This window comes from Halomonas huangheensis (assembly GCF_001431725.1).
GTDB classification, from domain to species: domain Bacteria; phylum Pseudomonadota; class Gammaproteobacteria; order Pseudomonadales; family Halomonadaceae; genus Halomonas; species Halomonas huangheensis.
Map to the genome: position 1 here is coordinate 598,530 of NZ_CP013106.1, position 23,857 is coordinate 622,386.

General features: G+C 60.9%; 16 protein-coding genes. All 16 read left to right on the forward strand.

Features of this window, described 5'->3' with window-relative positions:
- Positions 1-95: 95 nt before the first annotated feature.
- The 16 genes from bamA (at position 96) to tilS (ending at position 23,849) form a co-directional block, all read left to right on the forward strand.
- The gene (bamA, locus tag AR456_RS02820; protein ID WP_021819825.1) at positions 96-2,441 is read left to right on the forward strand and encodes an outer membrane protein assembly factor BamA; all 2,346 of its coding nucleotides are present in this window, start codon (positions 96-98) and stop codon (positions 2,439-2,441) included.
- Positions 2,442-2,455: 14 nt separating this feature from the next.
- Positions 2,456-2,977 carry an OmpH/Skp family outer membrane protein gene (locus AR456_RS02825; protein WP_021819826.1) on the forward strand — a complete coding sequence of 174 codons (522 nt, stop codon included), beginning with the start codon at positions 2,456-2,458 and terminating at the stop codon, positions 2,975-2,977.
- A gap of 29 nt (positions 2,978-3,006) precedes the next feature.
- Positions 3,007-4,047: a UDP-3-O-(3-hydroxymyristoyl)glucosamine N-acyltransferase gene (gene lpxD / locus AR456_RS02830; RefSeq protein WP_021819827.1), complete on the forward strand. Its 1,041-nt coding sequence runs from the start codon at positions 3,007-3,009 to the stop codon at positions 4,045-4,047.
- 135 nt (positions 4,048-4,182) lie between these two features.
- Positions 4,183-4,626, forward strand: a complete 444-nt coding sequence (gene fabZ / locus AR456_RS02835; protein ID WP_021819828.1) for a 3-hydroxyacyl-ACP dehydratase FabZ — start codon at positions 4,183-4,185, stop codon at positions 4,624-4,626.
- Positions 4,623-5,390 (forward strand): acyl-ACP--UDP-N-acetylglucosamine O-acyltransferase, encoded by a 768-nt coding sequence (gene lpxA / locus AR456_RS02840; RefSeq protein ID WP_021819829.1) that lies wholly within the window; start codon positions 4,623-4,625, stop codon positions 5,388-5,390. Before fabZ ends, lpxA begins: the two co-directional genes overlap by 4 nt.
- A 38-nt stretch (positions 5,391-5,428) precedes the next feature.
- Positions 5,429-6,676: a lipid-A-disaccharide synthase gene (gene lpxB / locus AR456_RS02845; protein ID WP_021819830.1), complete on the forward strand. Its 1,248-nt coding sequence runs from the start codon at positions 5,429-5,431 to the stop codon at positions 6,674-6,676.
- 1 nt (position 6,677) lies between these two features.
- The gene (gene rnhB / locus AR456_RS02850; RefSeq protein ID WP_021819831.1) at positions 6,678-7,304 is read left to right on the forward strand and encodes a ribonuclease HII; all 627 of its coding nucleotides are present in this window, start codon (positions 6,678-6,680) and stop codon (positions 7,302-7,304) included.
- A gap of 116 nt (positions 7,305-7,420) precedes the next feature.
- Entirely contained in the window at positions 7,421-10,927 is a 3,507-nt protein-coding gene (gene dnaE, locus AR456_RS02855; RefSeq protein ID WP_021819832.1) for a DNA polymerase III subunit alpha, read from the forward strand.
- Positions 10,928-11,228: 301 nt separating this feature from the next.
- A complete protein-coding gene (locus AR456_RS02860; protein ID WP_021819833.1) occupies positions 11,229-12,182 on the forward strand; it encodes an acetyl-CoA carboxylase carboxyltransferase subunit alpha in 954 nt (317 codons plus the stop codon).
- A 294-nt stretch (positions 12,183-12,476) separates the two neighbouring features.
- Positions 12,477-14,006 carry an ABC transporter substrate-binding protein gene (locus tag AR456_RS02865; RefSeq protein WP_162148484.1) on the forward strand — a complete coding sequence of 510 codons (1,530 nt, stop codon included), beginning with the start codon at positions 12,477-12,479 and terminating at the stop codon, positions 14,004-14,006.
- Complete coding sequence (locus tag AR456_RS02870) at positions 14,003-16,444, forward strand: ATP-binding protein (protein ID WP_021819835.1); 2,442 nt, start codon at positions 14,003-14,005, stop codon at positions 16,442-16,444. Before AR456_RS02865 ends, AR456_RS02870 begins: the two co-directional genes overlap by 4 nt.
- Positions 16,441-17,835 carry a sigma-54-dependent transcriptional regulator gene (locus AR456_RS02875; protein ID WP_021819836.1) on the forward strand — a complete coding sequence of 465 codons (1,395 nt, stop codon included), beginning with the start codon at positions 16,441-16,443 and terminating at the stop codon, positions 17,833-17,835. Before AR456_RS02870 ends, AR456_RS02875 begins: the two co-directional genes overlap by 4 nt.
- Before the next feature lie 341 nt (positions 17,836-18,176).
- Positions 18,177-19,532, forward strand: coding sequence for an ABC transporter substrate-binding protein (locus AR456_RS02880; protein ID WP_021819837.1), 1,356 nt, complete (start codon positions 18,177-18,179; stop codon positions 19,530-19,532).
- A 111-nt stretch (positions 19,533-19,643) separates the two neighbouring features.
- Entirely contained in the window at positions 19,644-21,335 is a 1,692-nt protein-coding gene (locus tag AR456_RS02885) for an ABC transporter permease (RefSeq protein WP_035588856.1), read from the forward strand.
- Between the two features lie 15 nt (positions 21,336-21,350).
- Positions 21,351-22,433 (forward strand): ABC transporter ATP-binding protein, encoded by a 1,083-nt coding sequence (locus tag AR456_RS02890; RefSeq protein WP_021819839.1) that lies wholly within the window; start codon positions 21,351-21,353, stop codon positions 22,431-22,433.
- A gap of 114 nt (positions 22,434-22,547) precedes the next feature.
- Positions 22,548-23,849, forward strand: a complete 1,302-nt coding sequence (gene tilS, locus AR456_RS02895) for a tRNA lysidine(34) synthetase TilS (RefSeq protein WP_021819840.1) — start codon at positions 22,548-22,550, stop codon at positions 23,847-23,849.
- Positions 23,850-23,857 lie beyond the last annotated feature (8 nt).

Sequence of the window (23,857 nt, forward strand, 5' to 3'; positions counted from 1 at the left end):
AACTCGGATGGGTTGCCGCTTGTCAGTTGCCTGCACAAATGTATAAGGTGCCTGTCTGGACAGGTACGCAGACTCAACGCGAGCGAAACGACTGCATGAAAATCAAGACCATCGGATTGGCGACACTCTTGACCGCTTGTGCCCAGGCGGCGCACGCGGCTCCTTTCACCGTTTCGGACATTCGCGTGGAGGGCCTGCAGCGGGTCTCTGCCGCGTCCGTGTTCAATGCATTTCCGATCAGCACCAGCGACCAGGTGAATGACCAGGAGCTGGCATCCGCCGCTCAACAGCTGTTCGCCACTGGGTTGTTTGAGGATATTCATCTCGCTCGCGAAGGGGATGTGCTGATTATCGAGGTCGAGGAACGGCCGACTATTACGCAACTGAACATTGAAGGTAATGAGCAGCTGACCGATGAAGATCTGCGCAGCGGCCTCAAGCAGGCCGGCATCAGCGAAGGTCAGGTACTGCAGTTGTCGACCATTGATGAGATGAGGCGTGAGCTCGAAGGGCTCTACCAGTCTCAAGGCCGCTACAGTGCGCGTATCGACGCCGACGTGAAACCCGTCGGTGAAGGCCGAGTGAGCGTCGATATCAATATCACTGAAGGCACGGTTGCCAAGATTCGCCAGATCAATATCGTCGGTAATGAAGCTTTCTCCGATGAAGTGTTGCTGGACCAGTTCGAACTCGAGGACGATCCCGGCCTGTTCTTTGGCTGGTTCTCCAGCGACGACTATTCTCGCGAAGCCCTCGCGGGTGATCTGGAACGCTTGCGTTCCTGGTACCTGGATCGCGGCTATGTAAACTTCGAGATCACTTCCAGTCAGGTATCCATCAGCCCTGACAAGTCACGTATCTTTGTGACCGTCAACGTCAATGAGGGCAAGCGTTACAAGATTGGCAGCATCAGCTTCCTCGGCGATCTGCAACTGGCCGAGAAACAGGCTCGCGAACTGCTGCAGATTCACTCCGGTGATATCTTCTCGCGCAGCAAGGTCGTCGCTTCGAGCGAGGCCATGCGCTCGCGTCTGGGAGCCGAAGGTTTTGCTTTCGCCCAGGTCGATGGTGTGCCGGAAGTACGAGCCGATGGCGAGACCGTGGATCTATCATTCCAGGTAACGCCTGGGCGTCGTGCCTATGTGCGTCGCATTCAGTTTGTGGGTAACACCACGACCCGCGATGAGGTACTGCGTCGTGAGATGATTCAGGCAGAAGGTGCGCCGGCCTCTACCGAGTCGATTTCGCAGTCGCGCCAACGCCTTGAGCGTCTTGGCTTCTTCAAGCAGGTTGATGTGCAGACCGAGCCGGTGCCTGGCGAACCCGATCAGCTTGATGTGACCTACAACGTCGAGGAGCAACCTTCGGGCTCGATCTCGGCAAGCCTTGGTTATTCCCAGAGTGCCGGGGTAATCTACGGCGCCTCACTGTCCCAGAACAACTTCCTGGGTAGCGGTAACCGCGTCAATGTCGGCGCTCAGAAGAGTGACACCTACACCAGTGTCAACTTCGGCTTCACCGACCCGTACTGGACGCTTGACGGTATCTCGCGAGGCTACAACTTCTATTACCGCGAGACCGATTACGAAGATTCCGATATCTCGACCTACTCGACGGATGCATTGGGTGCCGGCATCAACTTCGGCTACCCGATCAACGAACTGTCGCGGATGAATTTCGGCGCCAACATCGAGACGCTGGAAATCAAGACCTACGACGACACGCCGTCGGAGATCGAGCGTTATGTGCAGGATCAGGGCGAGAACGCCGACACTTTGAGCCTGACGAGCAGTTGGACGCGTAACAATCTCAACCGTGGCATCATGCCTACTGCGGGTAGCTATCAGCGCCTGTCGCTGGAGCTGGCGGTGCCTGGCAGTGATGCTGAGTACTACAAGGCGCGCGCCGAGGCACGCAAGTTCTTCCCGCTCAATGAGTCCCAGACATGGTCACTCAAGTTCAGCGGTGAAGTAGGCTATGCCGACTCATTCAACGATGATCCCTACCCCTTCTACGAAAACTTCCTCTCGGGTGGCCTGGGATCGGTTCGTGGCTACACTTCCAATACGCTGGGGCCGCTCACGACCGAGCGCTCGGATGGTGATGACGATACTCTCGGTGGTAACGTGCTGATGCAAGGCAGCATGGAGCTGATCTTCCCGATGCCGTTCGTCGAAGACAAACGCTCCATTCAGCCGTCGCTGTTCGTTGACGCCGGTAACACCTTCCTTACGTCCTGCTATGACGTGTTGGACGAGGATAAGGACCGCCAGAACTGTGACTCCGGGGTCGATCTTGGTGAGCTGCGCTACAGTGCCGGTGTTGCCGTATCCTGGTTGACGCCGGTGGGGCCGCTGACCTTCAGTCTTGCCGAACCGCTCAACGCCAAGGACGATGATGATACTCAGGTCTTCCAGTTCTCTCTGGGTCAGACCTTCTAATGAGACGAAATGAAGTGACGTCTTCTCATTGGCTCAAGAGTTTCACCAGTACTTTGCTGGCACTGGTTTTGAGTCTTGCGTCTTCCGCCGTGTTGGCGGAAGACGTCGCTTTGCTGGATTGGCGCAAGGCATTGCTCGATACCGATGCGGCGCAGAGGGATATGGATGAATTGCGTGCCGGTATTGCTGCACAACAGCAGGAAGCGCAGGCCCTTGGAGGGGAGCTGGAACGACTGTCCTCGCGCCTGGCCAATGAAGGTGAAGACCTTGATGACGCGGAAGGCCGCGCATTGGTGAAGGAGTTGCAACAGAAGGGACAACGTTTCGACCAACTACGACTGGAAATTGCCGAGGCACGACAGGAATCCGAACAACGGTTCCTTGATCGCTTTGAGGCTGCAATGGATCAGTCGGTCAACGAGGTCATTGCACGCCATCAGGTGAAGGTATTGGTAGACCCTAATGGTGTACTCTACAGCAGTGATGACCTACCGGACCTGACTGCTGAAGTCACCGAGATCCTCAACGCGCAATAAACAGGATTGTCACCGCTCCACGGGCTCCCATGAAAGATACACGAACACACCTGACTCTTACCGAGATTGCTGAGCGCCTGGGCGCACGCCTGGAAGGCGACGGCGATCGCCGCGTAACGGGATTGGCAACTCTCAAGGATGCTGGTCCTGACCAGGTTTCCTTTCTGGCCAACCGCGCCTATCTGAAGGATCTGCCGGCCACCCGTGCCGCAGCCGTTATTCTGGTGGCTGATCATGCAGAGGCCTGTCCGGTAACGGCTCTGGTCCTGGATAATCCCTACCTTGGGTATGCCGAGCTGTCACGCATGCTTGACCCGCTGGCGGATGCGCATCGCCCCGGCGTACATCCGACAGCAGTGGTCGCTGATGATGCGGTACTGGGTCACGATGTCAGCATTGGCCCCCACGTGGTAGTGGAGTCCGGAGTCGTGCTGGGCGATCGCGTGGTGATTGGTGCCAACTCTGTGATCGGAGCCGACAGCCAGTTAGGTAATGACTGCTTCCTGCATGCCAATGTCACTCTGTACCACGGAGTACTGGTTGGTGAACGGGCCATCCTGCATAGCGGCAGTGTGATCGGTGGTGATGGCTTTGGCTTCGCTCATGATGGTGCTGGTTGGCACAAGATTGCCCAACTGGGGGGCGCAAGGCTGGGCAACGATGTCGAAGTCGGCAGCTGCTCCAGTATTGATCGCGGTGCCCTCGGAGATACCGTGATCGGCAATGACGTCAAGATCGACAGTCAGGTGCAGATTGCCCACAACGTACAGATCGGTGACCACAGCGCGCTTGCCGGTTGTGTCGGCATTGCCGGCTCCACCAGAGTGGGGCGGCATTGCATGCTTGGTGGCGGTGTCGGGCTGTCCGGGCACTTGACCATCTGTGATGGTGTTCAGGTCACGGGTATGAGTCTGGTTACCAACTCGATACTTGAGCCAGGCGTTTACTCGTCGGGTACTGGAGCCATGGAGAACAGTCAGTGGCGCCGCAATGCCGTACGCTTCAAGCAGCTTGACAGCATTGCACGGCGTCTCGGCCGCCTGGAAAAACGCGGTGAAGGTGAAGTTTGAGCGCCTGCCCGAGGTCGGTATAATCCACCGCGTATTGTCGGCGTCTACACTGGGGCCTATGCCACCACCGCTGTAGTCCGCGCCGCATATGTCCTTCGCGGAAGAAGGACTCCTGTCATTTCAGAGGTCGCTACGATGGTCATGGACATCAATGAAATTCGCGAATACCTGCCCCACCGCTATCCTTTTCTGTTGGTGGATCGGGTCATGGAACTGACCCTTGGCGAATCCATCGTTGCCTACAAGAACGTCAGCATCAATGAGCCATTCTTCAATGGTCATTTCCCGCATCACCCGATCATGCCTGGTGTGCTGGTCGTCGAGGCGCTGGCTCAGGCATGCGGTATTCTGGGCTTCAAGACAGTGAACAAGTTGCCTGCTGATGGTTATGTCTACTATCTGGTAGGTAGCGACAACGTGCGCTTCAAGCGCCCGGTCATGCCGGGAGACAGGCTTGAGCTTCGCGCCCAGGTGGAACGCGAGAAGCGTGGCATCTGGAAGTTCAAGTGCCAGGCCAGCATTGATGGCGAATTGGCCGTTGAGGCTGACATTACCTGTGCCGAGAGGAAGGTCGCTTGATACATCCTACCGCCATCGTAGATTCTGGCGCGCGTCTGGCCGACGATGTCGAGGTGGGGCCATTCACTGTGATTGGCCCTGACGTCGAGATTGGGGCTGGTTCAGTCATTGGCCCTCATGTGGTGGTCAAGGGCCCCACGATACTGGGAGAGCGTACGCGGATCTTCCAGTTTGCCTCGGTCGGTGAAGACTGCCAGGACAAGAAATATCAGGGTGAGCCCACCCGTCTGGTGATGGGCGATGACAACGTCGTACGCGAGGGAGTCACGCTGCATCGTGGTACGGTTCAGGATCGCGGTGAGACAATCATCGGGTCGCGCAACCTGTTCATGGCCTATGTGCATGTCGGTCACGATTGTACGATCGGCGATGACTGTATCCTGGCCAATCAGGTGACGCTGGCCGGACACGTGCACATCGGTGACCATGCGATTATTGGTGGTCTGTCCGCCGTGCACCAGTTCTGCTTCTTTGGCTCCCATGCCATGGCTGGTGGCGGTTCGATCATCACCAAGGACACACCGTCTTACGTGATGATCAACGGTAACCCGGCTCAGGTGCATGGGCTCAATGTCATCGGACTCAAGCGTCGCGGCTTCAGTGCCGAGGCGATTCGTGCTCTGAGCGATTCCTACAAGCTGGTTTATCGTCAGGGATTGACGGTCGAGCAGGCACTGGTCGAGATTCGCGCGCGTTTTTCTCTGGCAGAAACCGACCACTTCGTCGCGTCCATCGAGGCTTCGACTCGCGGCATCATCCGCTGACGCTCTGTCAGAGCCCTGATCATGAGTGAGGCCTGTTCATGAGCGAGTCGACACAGTCGGTCACGGCTGCTGAGTCAACCTCTTCTCTGCGCCGTGTCTTTCTGGTCGCCGGAGAGCTCTCCGGCGATATCCTTGGTGCGAGCCTGATGCGTGAGTTGAAGGCTCGTCATCCCGATATCGAATTTCGCGGCCTTGGTGGACCACGGATGCAGGCCGAAGGGCTGGATTCGCTGTTCCCGCTGGAAACCTTGTCGGTCATGGGGCTGGTTGAAGTGATCCGGCACCTGCCGGAACTGATTCGTGTGCGGCGAGTGCTGCGTGAGGCTGCCATCACCTGGCAACCGGATATCATGATCGGTATCGATGCTCCGGACTTCAACCTCGGCCTCGAACGACAGTTGCGTGAGACCGGCATCGTCACTGCACATTATGTCAGCCCCTCGGTCTGGGCGTGGCGGCAGGGGCGGGTCAAGGGCATCGCGCGTTCCGTGGATGCCATGCTTACTTTCCTGCCCTTCGAGGCCGCCTTCTACGTCAAGCACAAGGTACCGGTTGCCTTTGTTGGCCACCCGCTGGCCGACGACATTGCTGTTGATACGGATCGCCAGGCCGAGCGCAAGCAGTTGGGGCTCGACAATGATGCTGAGGTGCTGGCGTTGCTGCCAGGCTCGCGGCGCAATGAGATTCGCTTCATGGGTGCAACATTCCTCGAAGCTGCTTCGCGACTGGTCGAAGCGCGTCCCGGCCTGCAAGTGGTGATTCCGGCGGCAACCCCGGAGCGTCATGCAGAGCTGGCCAACTTGCTGATAAGTTATCCGGCGCTCGAACCGCATGTCACATTGTTGGACGGGCAGGCTCGCGAAGCCATGGTCGCCAGTGATGTAGTGCTGTTGGCCTCGGGGACCGCGGCGCTGGAGGCGATGCTCTGTCACCGTCCGATGGTCGTTGGCTACCGCATGGCGCCGATGACCCATGCCATTGCCCGCCATCTGGTCAAGACCGAGTGGATCTCATTGCCCAACCTGATTGCCCGCGAGGCATTGGTGCCGGAACTGATTCAGGATGCCGCGTCCGCCGAGGCCATTGCTGACCAGCTTGCCGAATTGCTCGACGACGATGCACGGCGTACTGAGCTGGAGCAGCGCTTTGTCGATATGCATCGCGCTCTACAGCGCAATGCCAGTCGGCGGGCGGTGGACGCGATCGACGCGCTGGTCGAGCGCCGTCCGTTACCGGAAAGCGTGTCGGCGGATGCGGTCGAGGCGCGCATCGTGGAGGGGGCCTGATATGGCAATAGCGAAGCGCAAGGCTGCAGATCTACCGCCACTGGTCATCGACTACCAGGGCCAACTGCTGGCGGGTGTCGATGAAGTTGGCCGAGGACCACTGGTTGGGTCGGTAGTGGCCGCAGCCGTGATTCTCGACCCTGAGCGTCCCATTGCCGGGCTCAATGATTCCAAGGCCTTGTCGGCAAGGCGCCGTGAGGCACTGGACGTGGAAATTCGTGAAAACGCTCTGGCGCTGTGTGTGGCAGAGGCGAGTAGCGACGAAATCGATACCCTGAATATCTATCACGCCACGCATCTGGCGATGCGGCGTGCCATCGACGGGCTGATGCCGGCAGCGGAATATCTGTTGGTGGACGGCAATCGGCTGCCTGGGCATCATGTTCCGGGACAGGCGGTTGTCAAGGGCGATGCACGTCACCCTGCGATTGCCGCGGCCTCGATACTGGCCAAGGTGGCGCGTGATGCCGCAATGCATGTACTGCATGACTGCCATCCGGAGTATGGTTTTGCCCGCCACAAGGGCTACCCAACAGCGGAGCACCTGGCCGCACTCGAGCGCCTGGGGGCGTTGCCTGAGCACCGTCGCTCCTTTGGTCCGGTGAAGCGGCAACTGGCTCTATTCTGAACAACCGGGTTCTGAGCAGCCGAACCCTGAGCCTGCCGCTGACAATGCCATCATCTTTCTGCACCGCGTCTGGTTCCATCGGACGTGGTGACTGACCCTTGAGGTTCTGTACTCACATGTCTGTCCCCTTTGTTCATCTGCGCGTTCACAGTGAATTTTCCCTGGTCGATGGGCTGGTGCGCCTCAAGCCCTACATCAAGGCGGGGGAACAGCAGGGGGCGCCGGCACTGGCACTGACCGATGAGAGCAACCTGTTCGGCCTCGTCAAGTTCTACAACGGTGCCCAGGGCGCCGGCATCAAGCCGATCATCGGCTCTGACCTGTGGCTGTCCAATATCCACGACCCGGAGCACCCCTACCGTCTGACACTGCTGGCGATGAACGATGTCGGCTATCGCAACCTGACCGAGCTGATCTCGCGAGGCTGGATGCACGGTCAGCGTCAGGGGCGGGCGATTCTCGACAAGGCCTGGGTCATGGAGCAGAGCGAAGGTTTGATCGCGCTGTCCGGGGGTCGTGATGGCGAGGTCGGTCGTTACCTGCTGAGTGATCATCAGCATGAGGCCCACCAGGTGCTGGAGGAGTGGACATCGGCCTTCCCCGGCCGCTTCTACCTCGAGCTGACCCGCACCGGCCGCCCTCTGGAAGAGGACTGTGTGCATGCCTCGGTGGCGCTGGCACTGGAAACCGATACGCCGGTGGTGGCGACCAATGACGTGCGCTTTCTCGCGCGAGAGGATTTCTGGGCTCACGAAACGCGGGTGTCGATTGGTGAGGGGCGTGCACTGGATGACCCGCGCCGTGAACGCCGCTACACCGAGGAGCAGTATTTCAAGAGCCCGACGGAAATGGCCGAGTTGTTCGCCGACATTCCCGAGGCCATCGAGAACACGGTGATGATCGCTGCACGCTGCAGCGTTGACGTGCGGCTTGGGGAAATATTCCTGCCCGAGTACGGCATTCCCGACGGCATGACCCAGGACGAGTTCTTTCGCAAGATTTCCCATGATGGTCTAACCGAGCGTCTGGATGCGCTGTATCCGCTGGAGACACATCCGCGCGGCACCGAGGAATGGGCTGAGACCGAGAAACGCTACCGTGAGCGTCTCGATTTCGAGCTCAACATCATTCTGCAGATGGGGTTCCCCGGTTACTTCCTGATCGTGATGGATTTCATCCAGTGGGCCAAGGACAACGATGTCCCGGTGGGGCCGGGTCGTGGCTCCGGTGCCGGCTCGCTGGTCGCCTACGCGCAGAAGATCACCGATCTCGACCCGATCCAGTATGACCTGCTGTTCGAGCGCTTCCTCAACCCGGAACGTGTCTCGATGCCCGACTTTGACGTCGACTTCTGCATGGAGAAGCGTGACCGGGTCATCGACTATGTGGCGGAGCGCTACGGGCGGAATGCGGTATCGCAGATCGTCACCTTCGGCACCATGGCCGCCAAGGCGGTGGTTCGTGATGTCGCTCGTGCTCAGGGCAAACCCTATTCGCTGGGTGACAAATTGTCCAAGCTGATCCCCTTTGAAGTGGGTATGACGCTGGGCAAGGCCATTGAGCAGGAGCCTCAGCTCAAGGATTTCATCGACGTCGATGAAGATGCCCAGGAAATCTGGGAGATGGCGCTCAAGCTCGAGGGGGTCACTCGCGGAACCGGCAAACACGCCGGTGGTGTGGTGATCGCACCGACCAAACTGACCGACTTCGCACCATTGCTGTGCGACGAGGAGGGCAATGGTCTGGTGGTGCAGTTCGACAAGAATGACATCGAGGATGCGGGTCTGGTCAAGTTCGACTTCCTCGGTCTACGAACGTTGACCATCATCGACTGGGCGCTGGAGATGGTCGACAAGGTGCGGGCCGTCAATGACCAGGGTCCGCTGGATATCGATACCATCCCGCTGGATGACGGCAAGACCTTCGAAATGCTCAAGAAGGCCGAGACGACCGCGGTCTTCCAGCTTGAATCGCGCGGCATGAAGGAACTGATCAAGCGCCTGTTGCCCGACTCGTTGGAGGACATGATCGCCCTGGTGGCCTTGTTCCGCCCGGGACCTCTCCAGTCCGGCATGGTCGATGACTTCATCAACCGTAAGCATGGCCGGGCCGAGATTTCCTATCCACACCCGGATTATCAGCATGAACTGCTCAAACCGGTACTGAACCCCACCTACGGCATCATCCTCTATCAAGAGCAGGTGATGCAGATTGCCCAGGTGATGGCTGGCTACTCTCTGGGTCAGGCTGACCTGTTGCGCCGCGCAATGGGCAAGAAGAAGCCGGAAGAGATGGCCAAGCAGCGCGTAGGGTTCATGGAGGGCTGCGAGGCCAACGGCATCAGTGCTGACCTGGCAGGTAATATCTTCGACCTGGTGGAGAAGTTTGCCGGTTACGGCTTCAACAAGTCGCACTCGGCAGCCTATGCACTGGTGTCCTACCAGACCGCCTGGTTGAAGGCGCACTACCCGGGACCGTTCATGGCGGCGGTGATGTCCACCGAAATGGACAACCTCGACAAGGTGGTGCCGCTGATTGAGGAGTGTCGCAACCTCAAGCTCACCGTGACGCCGCCTGACGTCAATGTTGGTGGTTACAAGTTTACCGTCGATGACCAAGGGCGAGTGGTCTACGGCCTCGGTGCCATTCGTGGGGTCGGTGAAGGCCCGATCGGGGCAATTGTCGAGGCGCGCAGTGCGGATGGTCCCTTCCAGGATCTGTTCGATTTCTGCCGCCGTGTGGATCCAAAACGCATGAACAAGCGTACCCTGGAGGCGCTGATTCGCTCTGGTGCATTGGATAACCTTGGCCCGAATCGTGCCGTACTGGCCGCAGCGCTGGACGACGCTCTGCGCGCTGCTGCACAGAACCAACAGAATCAGAATGCCGGGATGATGGATCTGTTCGGCGAGGCTTTTGTCGCCGACGAGGAGGAGTCTTCCGATCCTTACGCCGACTACAGCCGCGCTCGTGAATGGACCGATCGTGAGCGACTCGCGGGCGAGAAAGACACTCTGGGACTGTACCTGACCGGGCATCCTATTGATGAGTACGAGACAGAATTGGCACGCTTTGTCTCGACGCGTATTGCCGACCTCAAACCTTCACGGGAACCCCAGCGGGTGGCCGGTCTGGTTGTTGGTATGCGCACCATGAAATCCAAACGCGGCGATACCATGGCCTTCCTGACCCTCGATGATCGTACCGGGCGGATCGAGGCATCGCTGTTTGGCGAACTGTTCGATAGCGTGCGTGCTCAGTTGGATAACGCTGAGGTGCTGATCATCGAAGGCGAAGTGTCCAGCGATGATTACTCAGGCGGTCTGCGCTTGCGTGGCAAGGACGTCACGCCGATGGTGCAGGCACGTACACGCTTCGGTCAGGCGGTGGAGGTGTCGATCAATGCCGGCAACGCCAATGGACGCCTGATCGACAGCCTGCATCAGAGTCTGGCGCCCCATCGTAGTGAGGAGGGCTTGCCTGTCCGACTGCGTTACCGCAGCCATGAAGCCTGTGGTTGGCTTGAATTCGATGAGCAGTGGAAAGTCATGCCCAGCGACGAGCTGTTGATCGCGCTGCGTGAAGTGGAAGGTCAGGACGGGGTGCGACTGAAGTATCGTTGAGGTGTGCGAGCTGTAAGCTATAAGTTTCAAGCGGTAAGGAACCCCGGCAGCAGCGAGTCCGGAGCTTCGGGTTCGCTGTGCTTGAGCTTGAAGCCAGACTCTCTGTGCTCCTATCTGTGATTCATGAAGCCGCACGGAGCGGCTCGTCGCTCGGGGCTTGCAGCTTATCTCTGGGCCGCATGCGGCCCGAGGCTTGCGTGTGTCGCCCAGGGTGCGATAATGCTCCCCACTTTATTCTTGCCATGGGTAGGTCTCGGGATCGTCTCCCGACCTGCCTTCGATGATCACAAGGCACTTGCCCATGAACCCGAACTATCTCGATTTCGAACAGCCCATCGCCGAGCTTCAGGCCAAGATCGAAGAGCTGCGTCTGGTCGGTAACGACAGCAAGGTCAGCCTCAGCGATGAGATTTCTCGACTCGAGGAAAAAAGCCGCAAGCTGACCGAGTCCATCTTCAAGGATCTTTCGCCCTGGCAGGTATCCCAGCTGTCGCGTCACCCTCAGCGGCCCTACACGCTCGATTATCTGGAGCACGTGTTCACCGATTTCGATGAACTGCATGGTGATCGTGAGTTTGCTGATGATGCGGCCATCGTTGGTGGTGTGGCGCGTCTCAATGATCGTCCGGTGATGATTATCGGTCACCAGAAGGGCCGTGACGTCAAGGAGAAGGTGCGCCGCAACTTTGGTATGCCGCGCCCTGAAGGCTACCGCAAGGCCTGTCGTTTGATGGAGATGGCCGAGCGTTTCAAGTTGCCGGTACTGACCTTCATTGATACGCCAGGCGCTTATCCCGGCATTGATGCCGAAGAGCGTGGCCAGAGTGAAGCCATCGCTTATAACCTGGCCGTCATGTCGCGCCTGAAGACACCGATCATCTCCACGGTAGTGGGTGAGGGTGGCTCCGGTGGAGCACTGGCGATCGGCGTCTGTGATGAGCTGATGATGCTCGAGTACGGCACCTATTCGGTGATCTCACCGGAAGGCTGTGCTTCGATCCTGTGGAAGAGCGCCGAACGTGCCTCGGATGCGGCTCAGGCGATGGGCATCACTGCCACGCGGCTCAAGGAGCTGGGCTTCGTCGATACCCTGATCAAGGAACCGTTGGGCGGTGCGCATCGTTTCCCGCAGCAGACCGCCGAGCGAGTTCGTGATGCCATCTGCGATGGCCTCGAGCGTCTTGATGCCCTCGATACTGATGCTCTACTCGAGCGTCGCTACAAGCGCCTGATGAGCTACGGCGCGCCTGCCTGAGCTAAGCCTGCTGCCTGCCGGGAGCCCATTTACCGAGCGCCCACACGGTATGAGCCTGCTGTTGAGTTTGGCTGAGCTGCTCGAGAGATACCGCGGTGGGCAACCAGGCAACCGCGACTATTGAAGTAGCGCCATGAGCCCCCCGTTCGACAACGTCGAGCGGGGGGCTTTACGTCGGCACCGGTAGCCCGGACTCCCTCATCGGAGACATTCGCCATTGGTCCTACGTCGTCGTCGGCGCCCGGGGATGGTGTACCCTGTGGCGGCAGTATACCGCTACGCCTGATGCGGCATGTGACCGACGGACCGCTCGGGACGTTCTGGGATCGGGAGGTGGATGTGGTGGGGATGAACGCAGGGCTGGCGCGCACTGGTCAAGGTGGGGCATCGAGCCCGTGGCTGGCCGGCATCCGTGGCTCATCGCGGGGCTGGCGACGCGGATGCCGATCACTGTTGCTGGGGTTGGGGCTACTAGGGCCAGGACTGGGAGCAGGACCAGGGCTGTTGGCACCGGTGGCCTATGCCGCTGATGCTCCTCCACGCCTGGTGGTGCTGACATCGTTTTCGGAGCAGGTCAGTCAGGAACTGGCCGACGCCTATCTCCGCGAGTCTCCCGGCGTCACGCTTGCGTTCATTCACAAGAAGACCAGCGCCGCGCTCAATCACCTCGAAAGGGACTTGGGGCCGACGCCTGACCTGGTGATGGCCAGTGCCCTCGATGCCTTCGGCTGGATGGCCGAACGTGACCTGCTGGTACCAGCGGGGGCCCTGGTCGCTCAAATGGCTCCCCACATTGAGCCGTCGCTAGAGCCTTACTGTGTACCCTTCGCCCGCGCAGGCTATGGCTTGATGTGGCATCGAGGCTACCTCGAGCTCCATGGCTTGAACCCGCCGAGTGGCTGGGAGGCGTTGCTCGAACCAGGTTTTACCGGCCAGGTTGCGATGTCATCACCGGCCCGTTCAGGTACCACCCATGTGATTGTCGAGTCGCTGCTCCAGGCCCGCGGCTGGGAGCCGGGCTGGGCCTATTTGATGACGCTGGGAGGGCGGCTGGCCACGGTGACAGCCCGCAGCTTTGGGGTGCCCATCGGCATCCAGCGAGAGCGTTTCGGTGTTGGCCTGGTGGTGGATGCGCTCGCCGCTCCGGCCATCGTCGTTGACGCCGACATCGGCTTTACCTATCCCGTACCGGTCACGGTTCTTCCGGTGTGTGCCGCCCTGGTGCGTGGCGGTGCCGAACTCGACGAGGCGCGACGATTCCTGCGCTTCTTGACGTCGCCGTCCGGTCAGCGCGTACTGGCTTCGCCGTCACTTGGGCGTTATCCCATCGACCCTGTGGTGACGACCGGTATACCTGACCATCCGTTGACGCATCTTGTACCGGGCCAGGTGCGCCTCGCCTACGACGCCGAGCTATCGCGTCGACGCTACGGTCTGGTCAATGCTCTGTTCGATCACCTGGTGACCTACCGACTGGATCGTCTACGCGAGTTCTGGGTGCGGCATGATGAGCTGGCGGTCCAGCTAGCGTCGAGATCGGAAAGCGGCATGGACACTGAGGCTTCCACCCGAGATCGCTCCGATCTGGCCAGGGCCAGAGAACTCGCCACCCGCGTACCGTTCGCCGCCGAGCGCCTCGCCGATGCCGAGCTTCTGGCGCAGTTCAGTCGCCATCAGCCCGGATTGATGGCAGGAGCAGTGCAGCGCGAAGAAGAAGCGGCCTGGCGAGAGCGGCTCGATACCGATCTTGAGGCGGCACGCGCCTTGCTGGAAGCGCTGGCTGCCCGGCTTGGGGTATCCACCAGTGTAGGTGCAGCACCGTGAATGTCTGGCCGCGGGAGACTACGCTGCAGCGGCTGTGGCGACGCCTCGGGGTCAAGGTATTCTCGGCGCTGGCCGGGCTGATTGCGGTCATCGTATTGGTTGCGCTGGGAGCTTGGCTTGCCTTCAGCGATGTGGCAGAGCGGATGACTGAGATCAGCGAGCGCCAGTTGCCGGTGATCGTCCGTTCGGCGCGCTTTGCCGAGATCGGCAGCGACCTGGTGGCCACCGCCCCACGTCTGCTGACGGCACGCTCGAGCTGGGAACAGGAGAGCCTTTGGGCCGAATTACAGGCACGCTTGGCACAGCTCGAAGCGCTGCGGCCGCTGGCCACTGAGGAGGCCTCGGCAGATGGCGTCGGCGCGATGATTGGTGATGCGGCGCTGACCGATCTGATCGACCGTATCCGTCGCAATCTGCTGGCGCTGAATGCCAATGTCAGCCTCGGCTTCGAACTGGGCCGAGCCAACCGAGAGCGCTCCGAGGCGCTGCGCTGGACCCACGTCACCTTCCTCGATGAGATTGAGCCGATCCTCGAGGACAGCCGTTTCAACACTGAGATTGAAATGGAACAGTGGTCCCTGGCCGGGTCCAATGCAGACCAGAGCCGTTCACGGGCCAACCTGCTGCACACCATCGGCGTGCGTGACCGCTTGCTCGAAGTCAATGCCGATGCCAACCTGCTCGTCGGCTTGACCCTGAGGGCGGCTAGCCAGCAGGACAGCCTGGATATCGAGCATACCCGACAGTACCTCGGGGAGGTGGGCGACCGGCTGCGCGACAATCTCGTGCCCCTGCGCGACGAAGACAGCGCGATCACCCTGCGCGAGTCGGTCCACGCCATGCTGACCTTCGCCGAAGGTGGGACCAGCCTGCCGGCTCTGCGCCAACGCGAGTTGGCCCTCGCTCAGCGCAACATGTCCCTGATCAACGACAACGAGGCGCTGATCAGTGAGCTCAAGGGCGAAATCGCTGTGCGTATTCAGCGTTCCCAAGGCGAGGCCGAGGCCGCCGCCGGAGAGGCCCGGGCCAGCGTCCAGCGCGGTAAGATGCTGCTGGTCGTGATGTCATTGGTGGGGCTTTCCGTGGCCATCGCCATCGGCTGGTGGTACGTGGGACGGCGCCTGCTTGGGCGGCTCAAGCGCCTGCGCGGACACATGGCCGCGATTGCCGGCGGTGATCTCGAAGTAAAGATCGATGTCGGTGGCAACGACGAGATCACCGATATGGCCAGGGCGTTGGTGGTCTTTCAGCAAACTGCCGTGGAAGTCGAGAATGCCAATGCCCAGGCGCTGATCGATAATGCCCTGGTGGGGCTCGTCAGCACCGACGACGCGGGGGTGGTCGAGTTCGTCAACCCCAACGCCCGCGAGCTGTTCGCAGTGACCGACGATGACGTGATAGGAGCTCGCTTCGTTGAAGCCTTCATCGCCGAGCATGCCCGCGACGGGGTGGATCTCGAGGCTCTGATGGAAGGCGGCGCCACCGCGCATCCCTTGACCACCTCCGGGTGTCGGCGCGATGGCAGCACCTTTCCGTTGGACCTGAGCCTGCGGGTCTATCACCGCCGCCGCCGTCGTCAGCTGCTGTTGACCCTCGCCGATGCCACCGAGCGGCTGGAGGCCAAGCGTCTGCTTGAGCGACGTATCGCCGAGCGTACCCGAGATCTGCGTGGCGCCAATCGTCGCCTCAAGGACGCAGTGGCCGAGCGCCAGCTGACTGAAGCGGAACTGCGCAGTGCCAATCAGGAACTGGTCCAGGCAACGAAGCTTGCAAGCCTTGGCCAGCTATCGGCGAGCATCGTCCATGAACTGAACCAACCGCTCAGTGCACTGCGCTATCGCCAACACAATGCGCGCCAGCTGCTGGCTCTCGAACGCCACGATGAGGCTCTGGAATGCCTCGGCACCGCCGAGCAACTGGCCGACAAGATGGCCAGGATCATCAATCACCTGAAGGTTTTCTCACGCAAGGCCGCCGAAGTCACCGAGCCGGTCGATCTGACCCAGGTGGTCGACAGCGCCCTGTCGCTGTTCGCCCAGCGTCTGGCGCGGATGGACTGTCGGCTCGACTGGCAGACTGAACCGGCGTTGCCCAGGGTGCTCGCCGATCCAATTCGTCTGGAGCAGGTGATGGTCAACCTGATCGGTAACGCCCTCGATGCCGTGGAAGAGTGCGACCATCCATTGTTGACCCTCGAGACTCGACTCGAGGCCGACCAGGTGGTGCTGGCGGTCAGCGACAACGGCATTGGCATGTCGGAGTCGGTTATGGCCCAGATGTTCGATCCGTTCTTTACCACCAAGGCCACCGGGCAGGGGCTTGGGATGTCGATCTCGCGCAAGATCCTGCGCGAGCTTGGTGGCGAGATGGCGGTCCATAGCCGGCCCGAGAAGGGCACCCGAATCGAGTTGAGTCTACGAAGGAGCCAAGCCGCATGACGACAGCCGCTACCGATGGCCACATTCTGCTGATCGAGGACGAGCGTGACGTTCGTGAAGCCGCCTGCCTGACCATGGAACTCGCTGGCATGACGGTGCTGGCCTTCGACCGCGCCGAGCCGGCGCTGGCCCAACTGACCCCGGACTATCCCGGCATCGTGCTCTCGGACATCAAGATGCCCGGTATGGACGGCATGGCGCTGTTGGCGCGGGTGCAGCGCCTCGACGCCGAGTTGCCGGTGATCCTGATCTCCGGCCACGCCGATATCGCCATGGCAGTGGAGGCCGTGCGTGGCGGGGCCTACGATTTCATCGAGAAGCCTGCCGATCCCGAACGCTTGATCGAGGAAGTGCGACGCGCCCAGCGCACCCGCACGCTGGTGCTCGAGAACCGCCGCCTGAAATCGGCGTTGGCCGGCCGCCAGGGGCTCGATGCCAGGATCGTGGGGGACAGCGCCGTCATGGTGCGCTTGCGCGAGTTGATCACCACTCTTGCCGAAGCCGACGTCGACGTGCTGATCAACGGCGAGACTGGTACCGGCAAGGAGTTGGTGGCGCGCAGCCTGCACGAGGTTAGCTCGCGGCGGGAAGGACATTTCGTTGCGCTCAACTGTGGCGCCTTGCCCGAGTCGTTGATCGAGAGCGAACTGTTTGGCCATGAGATCGGCGCTTTCACCGGCGCCAGCAAGAAGCGTATCGGAAAACTTGAATACGCCAACGGCGGCACGCTGTTTCTTGACGAGCTCGAGAGCATGCCGCTGACGCTGCAGATCAAGCTGCTGCGTGTGCTGCAGGAACGTTGCCTGGAGCGTCTTGGCGGCAATGCCAATATCGCCATTGATGTGCGCGTGGTGGCTGCCTCCAAGCGTGACCTGGCAGAGGCCGCGCGACTCGGAGAGTTTCGCGAGGACCTCTTCTACCGCCTGAATGTTGCCACCCTCGACCTGCCGCCCCTGCGTGAACGCCGTGATGATGTCGGGTTGTTGTTTGGCCACTGCCTCAAACCCGCCGCCGAGCGCTTTCGCCGTCCGGTGCCAGCGCTAGCCGCACATCACCTGGAGGCGCTGATGGCCTACGACTGGCCGGGCAATGTGCGCGAGCTGCAGCATGAAGCCGAACGCTTCGTGCTTGGCATCTCGATGCTCCTGTCGGGTTCGCAAGATATCGGCCGTGACAGCGCTGAGGAGGGCGATGCCGCCAGCGGCAGCTTACCCGAGCGCTTGGCGCGCTTCGAACGCGAACTGCTGTGCCAGGCGCTGTCGGCAGCTCAGGGGCGCGTGACTGAAGCCGCCGAGCGCCTCGGCATTCCACGCAAGAAGCTCTATCTGCGCATGCAACGCCACGGCATCGACAAGGTTCGCTTCAGCGGCGCAGAGGACGGGGAGCCGTAGCTCGAGCCGGTAATCGCGTGGGACTCGACCGCTGGATGAGGAAGTGGAGAGCCATGCGTTCAGTCCTGGTTGGCGATCTCCTCGCGTCGGAGTTGAATCGACATTCGCCGACTCTCTGTGTCAGTAGTGACTCGCTGATCCGGCTGCTGCGGGGCGGCTTTGACACATGGATGAGAGGTTGAGCGGGTCTATTCTATTTTCTGGAGGTTTTAAAAGGCAACATAAACAGTGTGTTGCATGGTTTTTCAGGTTCTGGCATGGACCTTGCTCCTGGAGAGAACGTCACCGCTTTGCAGGGCGGTTTCACTCTCTGATGTTAATAATAATGACAGGAGTCATCCATGCACGCTGTTATCCAACCATCCAGACGTTTGTTCAAGGCCAGCGCTCTCGCCCTGGCGATTGTCGCTGCCGGTAACGTTCAGGCCGAAGAGCGCCTGGTGATCGTGACCTCCTTTCCGTCGGATCTGACCAGCGTCTTTACCGATGCTTTCGAGCAGGCCAACCCGGACATCGACGTCGAGATCCTCAACAAGAAGACCAGTGCGGCGATCAAGTTCATTCAGGAGACCCGCGAGGGCAATCCCACCGACCTGTTCTGGGCCTCGGCACCCGATGCTTTCGAGGTGCTCAAGGACGATGGTCTGTTGTTGGAGTACCGGCCATCGGCCGAAGGCATTCCCGAGACCATCGGTGCCTTCCCGATCCATGATCCGGAAGGCTTCTACACCGGCTTCGCCGCCTCCGGCTACGGCATCATGTACAACGAGCGCTACCTGGCGGCCAAGGATCTGCCGGCCCCCACCGAGTGGGAAGACCTCGAGAAGCCCGTCTACTTCGGTCACGTTGGGATGTCGGCGCCATCGCGCTCGGGCACCACCCATCTAACCGTCGAGACGGTGCTGCAGGGCGAAGGCTGGGAGGCGGGCTGGGGCGTGCTCAAACGCATGTCAGGCAACTTTGCCTCGGTCACCGAGAGAAGCTTCGGTGTGCCTGATGGCGTCAATAGCGGCAACTTCGGCATCGGCGTGGTCATCGACTTCTTCGGCCTGTCGTCCATGGGCGCCGGTTTCCCGGTGAATTTCGTCTATCCGTCGACCACCGCCCTGGTACCGGCCAATATCGGCATCATCGACAACGCCCCCAACACCGACGCCGCCGAGGACTTCATCGAGTTCCTGCTTTCCGAGACTGGCCAGCAGCTGCTGCTCGATCCGAGGATCCGCCGCCTGCCGGTCAACCCGAGCATTTACGAGCAGGCGCCTCCTGGTTTCCCCAATCCCTTCGAGGACGAGCAGTTGAGCGCCTCGCTGCACTTCGATCTGGACATCTCCAAGGCGCGCTACAACCTGGTCAATGCGCTGTTCGACGTGATGGTGACCTACCGCCTGAATGACTTGCGAGAGGCCACCGAGGCGATCTATGCCGCCGAGGCTGCCCTGGCCGACTCCGGAGCTGCCAACGACGAGGCCAAGGCCTTGATCAGCGAGGCGCGTGAGCTGGTGTCTGCGGTGCCGGTCAGCGAAGCCGAGGCTGCCGACCCGGCTTTTCAGGCAGCCTTCACCACCAGCCGCAAGACCGCAGCGGACTCGACGATGGGGCGTCAGGCCGAGATCGAGGCCGAGTGGGATGAGGCGACGCGCGCCAACTACCAGAGAGCCGTAGAGCTTGCCGAGCAGGCGAGGGCGCTGCTGTAAGCCACTGATTGTATGTCCCCGGGCGGCGGCCCGAGTGGTCGCTGCCTCTTCGTCCCCCGACTTCTCGAGGTAGTTATGACTGGCTCTGTGATACGCCCGCGGTTATGGCGCATGCCGGACTTTTCGTCCGCCCAGTGGGGCCCTGGTCTGGTGGCGCTGCTGATCGGCCTGTTTCTGCTGATCGTGCTGGTGCTGCCGGTGGCCAAGGTGGTCTATGTGGCCTTCCAGGACCCGAGCACCGGCGCGCTGACGCTGAACAACTTCATCGACTTCTTCAACGCCTCGCTGTTTCGCGAATCCTTCGTCAATTCGCTGTATGTCTCGGCCATGTCGGTGGTCTTTGCCACGTTCATCGCCATGCCGCTTGCCTACTTCACCAGCCGTTTCAATTTCGCCGGATCGGCACTGATCCAGACCCTTGGCATCATCCCGCTGATCATGCCTCCCTTCGTCGGTGCGGTGGCCATGCAGCTGTTCTTCGGTGGCAACGGCAGCATCAATCTGCTGCTCGATCAGTACTTCGGCTTCACAGTTCCCTTCATGGACGGGCTCAACGGGGTCATTCTGGTCCAGTCGGTGCACTTCTTTCCGTTCATTCTGATCAACCTGTCGACGAGTCTGAAGAACATCGATCGCTCTATGGAAGAGGCGGCACTGAACCTGGGATCCAGCGGCATGCGCCTGTTCCGGCGTATCGTCTTTCCGCTCGGCATGCCCGGCTACGTGGCCGGTGCGTCGCTGGTCTTTCTCAAGGTCTTCGATGACCTCGGCACGCCACTGCTGCTCAACGTCAACAATATGCTGGCGCCCCAGGCGTACCTGCGCATCAGCTCGGTGGGCATCTCCGATCCGATCGGCTATGTGATTTCGGTGATCCTGGTGGTGTTCTCGATCTTCTCCCTGTGGCTGTCGTTTCTGGCCATGAAGGGCAAGGACTACGCCACCACCCAGAAGGGCGGAGGTGGCCTGCTCAAGCGTGACCTGAGCCGCTGGGAGCAAATCGGCTGCTATGCCGTCATTCTGATCATCCTGGCTTTCGTGCTGGCGCCACACATGGCGCTGTTCATGCTATCCATCGCTTCGATCTGGTCCTACAGCCCGGTGCCGGACGGCTACACCCTTGATCACTACGCGACGGTCTTCGAGGGGGCGATGGGCTTTATCAAGAACACTTTGCTGTACGCCGGGCTCGCCGGGCTCATCGACGTGATCCTCGGCACCGCCATCGCCTATGTGGTGTGGCGCACCAGAATCTGGGGAGCCAAGGCGCTGGACTTCGTGGCCATGGGGGCGGTGGCGATTCCCGGGGTGGTGCTGGGTATCGGGTATCTGCGCATGTTCTACAGCGTTGACATGCCATTCTCCGACGTGCCGCTGGCGACCTTCTGGGGGGTGATCGTGATCGCGCTGGCGGTACGCCGTCTGCCCTACGCCCTGCGTGCCTGCGTGGCGGCACTGCAGCAGATTTCGGTATCGCTTGAAGAAGCCGCCGAGAGCCTCGGGGCAAGCAAGCGGCGCACCATCCGGCGCATCGTGGTACCGCTGATGACCGGCGGTATCCTGGCTGGTTTCATCACCAGCTTTGCCACCGCCGCGGTGGAGTTGTCGGCCACCATCATGCTGGTGTCATCGGAGTCCGATGCGCCGCTGGCCTATGGCATCTATATCTACATGCAGTCGGCGGCCGGACGTGGTCCTGGTGCTGCACTCGGCATCATCGCCGTGCTGATTGTTGGTCTCGGGACCTACCTGTCGCACTGGTTTATCGAGCGCAGCAAGCGCAGCCAACCCAACGTATCCTGACGGAGACTCATTGCCATGTTGAACAACAGCGAATCCAAAGGCATCAAGATTCAGAACGTGGGCCTGAGCTTCGGCGAAACCGAGGTGCTGAAGAGGGTCAGTCTCGAGATCGAGCCAAGCGAGTTCTTTGCTTTCCTCGGCCCTTCAGGTTCCGGCAAGTCGACGCTTTTGCGCGCCATAGCGGGCTTCGGCCCGACGCCGACCGGTCGTATTCTGGTCGGCGATCAGGACGTCACTCGCCTGCCTCCCTGGCAGCGCAATGTGGGCATGGTGTTCCAAAGCTATGCTCTGTGGCCGCACATGAGCGTGCGCAAGAATGTCGCCTTTGGTCTCGAGGAACGCAAGGTGCCTCAGCAGGAAATCAACCGCCGGGTTGGCGAAGCGCTGGAGCTGGTCGGGCTCTCGGCGCTGGCTGAGCGCAAGCCCAATGAGCTTTCAGGCGGCCAGCAGCAGCGTATCGCTCTGGCCCGCACCGTGGTGGTCGAGCCTCGGGTGCTACTGCTTGACGAGCCGCTGTCGAATCTCGATGCCAACCTGCGGGTGCAGATGCGTCGCGATATCCTCAATCTGCAGCGCGAGCTCGGCCTGACCACGATCTTCGTCACCCACGATCAGGAAGAGGCCAACACCACGTCTGACCGCATGGCGGTACTCAGCGACGGCGTTATCCAGCAGGTCGGGGCGCCCAGGGAGCTCTATGACCATCCCTGTAATCGCTTCGTGGCGGGATTTCTGGGCTCGGCCAATATCCTCGATGGTGCTCTGCAGACCGGAGCCCTCGGCCAGGTATTCGTGTCCGACAAGGGGATCGAGCAGCCGGTGGACAACCCTCTGGCAATCGAACGTGGGAGCCTGGTGTTTCGCCCGCAGAGCACGATGCTCGGAGGGCTCGAAGAGGCAAGCGGTGAGCACCTGACCTTCAACGGTCGGGTGGTGTACCGGGAGTTTCTCGGCAGTCTGATCCGTTACGGCGTTGATGTCAGCGGGCATCACCTGGCCGTCGATGAAGTGCACACCATCGGTAAGCACCATGTCGAGGTGGGCAGCAACGTCGTGCTGCGGGTGCCCAGGGACCAGACGGTGCTGGTCGCCGCCTGAGGCATGTCATGGAGGTATTTCATCGGGGTGCTTCCAGCGGTTCGCCAACAGGGCTTTCGCCGCGAGGAGAGGCGCGGTAGCCTTCTCCCATCGCGTTCGCCGCCGGGAGCCCCGATGACCCTTGCTCTTCATATCGATCGCGCCCTGGCACAGACCGTGCCGGGGCGCGCCGTCTGGGTTGCGCTGTCCGGTGGGCTCGACTCTTCGCTGCTGCTGGCTCTGGCGGTGGCGGCCTGTCGTCGTCATCCGCGCCCCCTGTATGCGCTTCACGTCGACCACGGCTTGCAGCCGGCGGCCGCCGACTTCGAGCACCACTGTCGTCGGCTGTGTTCGCAGCTCGGCGTGCCGCTCTTTGTTGAACGTGTCCACGTCGATGCGGCATCGGGCCACGGCATCGAGGGCGCCGCCCGTAAGGCGCGCTATATGGCTTTCCAGCAGACCATCTCTGCCGGCGATACCCTGTGGCTGGCCCAGCATCGCGATGACCAGGCCGAGACCTTCCTGCTGGCAGCATTGCGTGGTTCAGGTACGGGAGGGTTGGCGGCGATGCCTATGGCGCGTGAGCTGAGTGGCATTCATCTGCAGCGCCCCTTGCTCAAGGTCTCTCGTGCCGAACTTGAAGAGGTCGCGCAGGGCATGGGCCTTGAGTGGCAGGAAGACCCCAGCAATGCCGAGGTTGTCTTCGATCGCAACTATCTACGCCATAGGGTGCTACCGCAGTTGCAGGAGCGCTGGCCGCAGGCAACAGCGGCATTGGCGCGTTCGGCGCAGTGGATGGGCGAGGCCGATAGCCTGTTGACTGAATTGGCGGCGGAAGAGCTGCACCGCCTCGGTGGTCTGCCGGCGGAGCTGCCGTTGGAGCGCTTGATGCTGTTGACTCCGTCTCGCCAACGGCTACTGATTCGGTTCTGCGCTCGCCAATTGGGGCTGCCAACGCCTCCTGCCGCGCGTTTGGCCACGCTACTTGATCAATTGTCAGCACGCCAGGATGCCCAGGTTCGGGTCAGTTGGAGTGGTGCTGAGGCTCGCTGTTGGCGTGGCGTGTTATGGCTGATGTCCGATGAAGTTCAATCGTTCGACACAGCGCTTGAGTGGGACGGTAGCTCGATGCTGGAGACGCGCTGGGGGCGGCATCCATTGGCGCTTTCACTGCCCGGCGAGGAGCCGGTTGGCAAGCTGGCGCTTCGTCCACGACAGGGTGGCGAGAGCTTACGACTACCTCAGCGAGGGCGACGCGATCTCAAACGATTGCTGCAGGAGTTGGGAGTGCCTACCTGGCGACGTCAGGGGATTGCTGTGGTCTGGCGCGGGGAACTGGCAATTGCGGCCCTCGACATGATCGAGGGCCGTTGGCTGGTGGTGGCAGAGGGTTGGCAGTCCCGGGGCCCCTGGTGGCCCAGTGCCGGGGATCTCTGAAAAGCTGG

What these genes read in the sequence shown, in the direction of transcription:
- AR456_RS02880 (WP_021819837.1), top strand. Translation starts at nt 18,177, where the DNA reads ATGCACGCTGTTATCCAACCATCCAGACGTTTGTTCAAGGCCAGCGCT.
- dnaE (WP_021819832.1), top strand. Translation starts at nt 7,421, where the DNA reads ATGTCTGTCCCCTTTGTTCATCTGCGCGTTCACAGTGAATTTTCCCTG.
- AR456_RS02875 (WP_021819836.1), top strand. Translation starts at nt 16,441, where the DNA reads ATGACGACAGCCGCTACCGATGGCCACATTCTGCTGATCGAGGACGAG.
- AR456_RS02860 (WP_021819833.1), top strand. Translation starts at nt 11,229, where the DNA reads ATGAACCCGAACTATCTCGATTTCGAACAGCCCATCGCCGAGCTTCAG.
- tilS (WP_021819840.1), top strand. Translation starts at nt 22,548, where the DNA reads ATGACCCTTGCTCTTCATATCGATCGCGCCCTGGCACAGACCGTGCCG.
- lpxD (WP_021819827.1), top strand. Translation starts at nt 3,007, where the DNA reads ATGAAAGATACACGAACACACCTGACTCTTACCGAGATTGCTGAGCGC.
- rnhB (WP_021819831.1), top strand. Translation starts at nt 6,678, where the DNA reads ATGGCAATAGCGAAGCGCAAGGCTGCAGATCTACCGCCACTGGTCATC.
- bamA (WP_021819825.1), top strand. Translation starts at nt 96, where the DNA reads ATGAAAATCAAGACCATCGGATTGGCGACACTCTTGACCGCTTGTGCC.
- AR456_RS02885 (WP_035588856.1), top strand. Translation starts at nt 19,644, where the DNA reads ATGCCGGACTTTTCGTCCGCCCAGTGGGGCCCTGGTCTGGTGGCGCTG.
- AR456_RS02890 (WP_021819839.1), top strand. Translation starts at nt 21,351, where the DNA reads ATGTTGAACAACAGCGAATCCAAAGGCATCAAGATTCAGAACGTGGGC.
- fabZ (WP_021819828.1), top strand. Translation starts at nt 4,183, where the DNA reads ATGGTCATGGACATCAATGAAATTCGCGAATACCTGCCCCACCGCTAT.
- lpxB (WP_021819830.1), top strand. Translation starts at nt 5,429, where the DNA reads ATGAGCGAGTCGACACAGTCGGTCACGGCTGCTGAGTCAACCTCTTCT.